The 4558-nt window shown below is 72.3% G+C and carries 1 protein-coding gene; it reads left to right on the top strand.

Annotated elements, in window-relative coordinates; all coding sequences use genetic code 11:
- Positions 1-4553 (top strand): RHS repeat-associated core domain-containing protein (locus AA75_RS53880; RefSeq protein ID WP_035982001.1); only part of this gene is annotated, 4553 nt, incomplete at its 5' end.
- Between the last annotated feature and the right edge of the window lie 5 nt (positions 4554-4558).

Raw genomic sequence — 4558 nt, 5'->3', positions numbered from 1 at the left:
CCCAGGCCGGCGGCAGCGTCGTCAGCCGCACCCTGACCGACCCGCCGGCCTCCACGGTCACCGCCAGCGCCGGCCGCAAGGCCTGGACCTCCGAGGACCCCAAGCCGGACAAGCTGTCCGTGCTGCCCGACCTGACCTCGCGCCGGATCACCTCGACCTCCTCGCGCACCATGGGCCTGCTCGCCGACGGCACCTGGCGCACCGGCCGCTCCGGCACCACCTTCGACTCCACCGGCCGGATCTGGAAGCAGGACGACCAGCCCGACCTGGCCGACCCCAAGCAGCAGACCTGCACCACCACCACGTACGCCGACGCCCCGGCGGACAACCCGATGATGCTGGTCTCCCCGAAGGAGACGATCAGCGTCACGGGCCCGTGCACCACCGCGCCCGGCAAGGACACCACGCTCTCCCACAAGCGGATCTTCTACGACGGCGACGGCTCGGTCGACCACCCCGGCACCTACGGCGTGCTCGGCCAGAACGGCAGCTCGCTCGGCCTGGTCACCGCCACCCAGGCGGCCACCGGCTACGACGCCCAGGGCCGGCCGCAGTTCCAGACCCTCGGCGGGATGTCCTACGACCGGTACGGGCGGGTCACCGCCAGCACCGACGCGGCCGGACAGACCACCACCACCGGGTACCAGCCCGAGACCGGCCTGCTGCCCACCACGCTGTCCACCACCAACCCGCTCCAGTGGAAGGCCACCAGCACCGTCTCGCCCGGCCGGGCGTCCGTGCTGCACTCGGTGGACGTCAACAACCAGGTGACCGACGCGGCGTACGACGCGCTCGGCCGCCGGGAGAAGGTCTGGTCCCCGGGCCGCGACAAGGCCACCCAGACACCCGACCGCACCTACTCCTACGACGTGCACGGCGCCGGCGACAACCCGACCCCGTCCTCCGTCACCACCCGGAGCCTGCGCGAGGACGGCTCCTACAGCACCTCCGTCACCATCTACGACGGCACCCTGCAACCCCGCCAGACCCAGTCCACCCCCGCCGACAACTCGGCCGGCCGGCTGGTCTCCTCCACCTACTACGACTCGCACGGCTGGACCGTCTCCAGCATCGCCACGTACGCCGACACCGACCACGCCCCCGGCGCCACCATGTGGGCCGAGACCAACCGGACCGGCCCGTCGGTGACCCGCACCGCCTACGACGGCCAGGGCCGCCCGGTCACCACCAGCCTGGCCTCGTTCGCCAGCACGCTGTGGCAGAGCGCCGTCGCCTACCAGGGCGTCGACCGGGTCGACACCACCCCGGCGCAGGGCGGCAAGGCCACCACCACCTACACCGACGCCCAGGGCCGCACCACCGCCAGCGTCGTCCGCGACACCACCCCCGACCGCCAGCTCGGCACCGGCAGCCGCCTGTCCTCCGGCACCTCCGTGGTCTCCGCGGGCATCCGGCTGAGCATGCAGCCCGACGGCAACCTGGTGCTGACCGCGCTCGTCGGCGACAAGTCGCTGTGGTCCGCCGGCACCGGCGGCCACCCCGGCGCCTACGCCGTGGTGCAGACCGACGGCAACCTCGCCGTCCTCGACCCGACCGGGAAGACCACCCTGTGGTCCACCGGCACCGGCAGCCACCCCGGCGGCTACCTCAAGGTCCAGGCCGACGACGACCTCGCGCTCTACGACGCGGCCAACACCCGCCTGTGGTCCGCCGGCACCGCGGGCACCGCGCCCGCCGCCGACATCACCACCCGCTTCGGTTACACCGCCCGCGGGCAGGTCGCCACGGTCAAGGACAACGCCGGCAACACCTGGTCCTACGGCTACGACCTGCAAGGCCGGATGACCTCGCAGACCGACCCGGCGGCCGGCGCCTCCAGCGCCGGGTACGACGCGCTCGGCCGGCTCACCAGCACCACCGACGCCCGCAAGCAGACCCTGTCGTTCAGCTACGACTCGCTGGGCCGGCGCACCGCCGAGTACGCGGGCACCGACACCGGCGACCCGACCAAGCTGCTGGCCGAGTGGAGCTACGACAAGCTCGGCAAGGGCCTGCCCGTCGCCTCCACCCGCTACGTCGGCGGCAAGAACGGCGCCGCCTACGTCCAGCGCGTCGACGGCTACAACGCCGTCGGCCAGGCGACCTCCGTCACCACCGTGATCCCCGCCGCCGAAGGCGCCCTGGCCGGCACCTACACCGCCAAGGCCGCCTACACCGAGAACGTCGGCCTGCTGGCCTCGACCTCGTACGGCACCGACGGCGGACTGCCCGCCGAAACGGTCGGCTACGGCTACAACCTGGAGGGCGGCCTGGTCAGCATGGGCTCGCCCAGCCGGCCCTACGTCGCCACCGTCAACTACAGCCCGCTCGGCGAGGTCCTGCAGACCACCCTCGGCACACCGAGCAAGCAGCTGCGCACCGCGCAGACCTACGACGCCGCGACCGGCCGCCCGGCCACCAACCGCGTCACCCTGCAGACCAACACCGCCAACCCGATCTCCGCCACCACCTTCGGCTACGACCAGGCCGGCAACGTCACCGCCGTCACCGACGTCCAGTCCAGCGGCGGCACCGACCGCACCACCGACACCCAGTGCTACGGCTACGACGCGCAGCGCCGGCTGACCACCGCCTGGACCGACACCAAGGGCATCACCACCGCCACCGCGGGCCAGCTGGCCCGCTGCACCACGGCCCGGCCCACCCCGGCCACCGTCGGCGGCCCGGCCCCGTACTGGCTGGACTGGCAGTTCGACCAGCTCGGCGACCGCACCCGCCAGGTCGGCCACGACGTGACCGGCAACGCGGCCAAGGACGTCGCGCAGTCCCTCGCCTACCCCGGCGCGGGCACCGCCCCGGCCAAGCGGCCCAACGCGGTCTCGACGGTCACCACCACCGGCCCGGGCGGCACCACGGTGCTCACCCCCGGCTACGACGAGGCCGGCAACACCCGGACCCGGACCACCACCGGCGCCCGCACCGGCAGCCAGGCCATCGACTACGACGAGGAGGGCCGCACCGGCGCCGTCACCACCGACGGCAAGAAGACCGGCTACCTGTACGACGCCGACGGCGGCCTGCTGATCCAGCGCGCCCCGGGCGGCAACACGCTCTACCTGTTCTCCGGCAACGAGCAGCTCAACCTCGACGCCACCGGAAAGACCGTCACCGCGCTGCGCTACTACCGCGCACCCGACGGCACGGTCACGGTCCGCTCCAGCGGCGGTGCCATCAGCTACCAGCCGACCACCCCGCAGGGCACCGCCCAGCTCCAGGTCGACGGCGCCACGCTCGGCATCACCCGGCGCTCCTTCGACCCGTACGGCAACCCGCGGGGCACCGCACCGGCGGCCTGGGCCGACAACCACGGCTTCCTGGGCAAGCCCGCCGACACCGTCACCGGGTTCACCCTGCTCGGGGCGCGGCACTACGACCCGGTCACCGGCCGGTTCCTGTCGGTCGACCCGGTCATGGAGAGCGGCGACCCCAACCAGATGGGCGGGTACGGCTACGCGGCCGGCAACCCGGCCTCCGGCAGCGACCCGACCGGACTGTGGTGGGGCTCCGGCTGGGGCAGCGCCATCGGCGGCTTCTTCACCGGCGTCGGCGACTCCATCGTCGGCGACCCGTACCAGTGGGGCGTCAACTTCCTGTCCGACGGCTGGAACTCCTTCGCCGACATCGTCAACGGCGACAACGCGGCGTTCAACAGCATGACGGGGTACGAGAACGAGACCCCGTTCCGGCTGGGCCACACCGGGTACGTCGACGACCACCCGCTCGCCGAGCTGTTCGGCGTCGACTCCAGCTCGACCTCGTACGTTGCCGGGCAGTGGACCGGCATCGTCGGCTCGTTCGCGATCGACGGCTACGGTGCGATCAAGGCGATCAGCAGCGGCGTCAAGGCCGTCAAGGCGGTCAAGGCGGCCGTCGAGGGCGGCGAGGACGCGATCAGCGCCGTCAAGCGGCTGCTCTCCGGCGACCTGCCCGCCACCACGCCCGCCGACCCGGCGCCGACCACCCCCAAGGGTGACACCCCGTCCACACCCAAGTCCGGTACCGGAAAGGGCGGCAAGGAACCCGGCGGCAGCGGGAACAAGAGCGGCAGCGGCAAGACCGCCGAGGAGCCGAAGCCGGCCCCCGACGCCGCCGACTCCACCACCAGCGGCAACGCCTACCGCAGCGGGTCCAAGGGCAAGCCGAACGAGTACGAGTCCGGCCCCGCGGTCAGCCTCGGCCGGCTCAAGCAGACCCTGGCCAGGGCCGGACACGGCGACACCTGGGACCGGTACGACGTGGTCCACAAGGAACGGATCATCGACGGGCGGACGGGGGAGTTCAACTACGGCAACAGCCCGCACTACATCCGGTCGAACTCGACCATGACCGACGTGCCGCACCGCGGCCGCACCGGTCTGCCGATCATCGAGCTCTCCAACAAGGGCCTGCGCAACATCAAGGAGGCCGTGGTCACCTTCTTCCACGAGGTGCACCACCAGGAGGGCATGCGGATCCACGGCGACAAGGGCAGCGAGGAGGACGCGGAGGACTACGGCCAGATGATGTGGCGGAGGATCTCCGGGGAGAATTGACGCAC

It is taken from the genome of Kitasatospora sp. MBT63, assembly GCF_000710465.2.
GTDB lineage: Bacteria > Actinomycetota > Actinomycetes > Streptomycetales > Streptomycetaceae > Kitasatospora.
The sequence above is the reverse complement of the archived record's forward strand: the minus strand, read 5'-3'. Positions and strand labels throughout refer to the sequence as shown.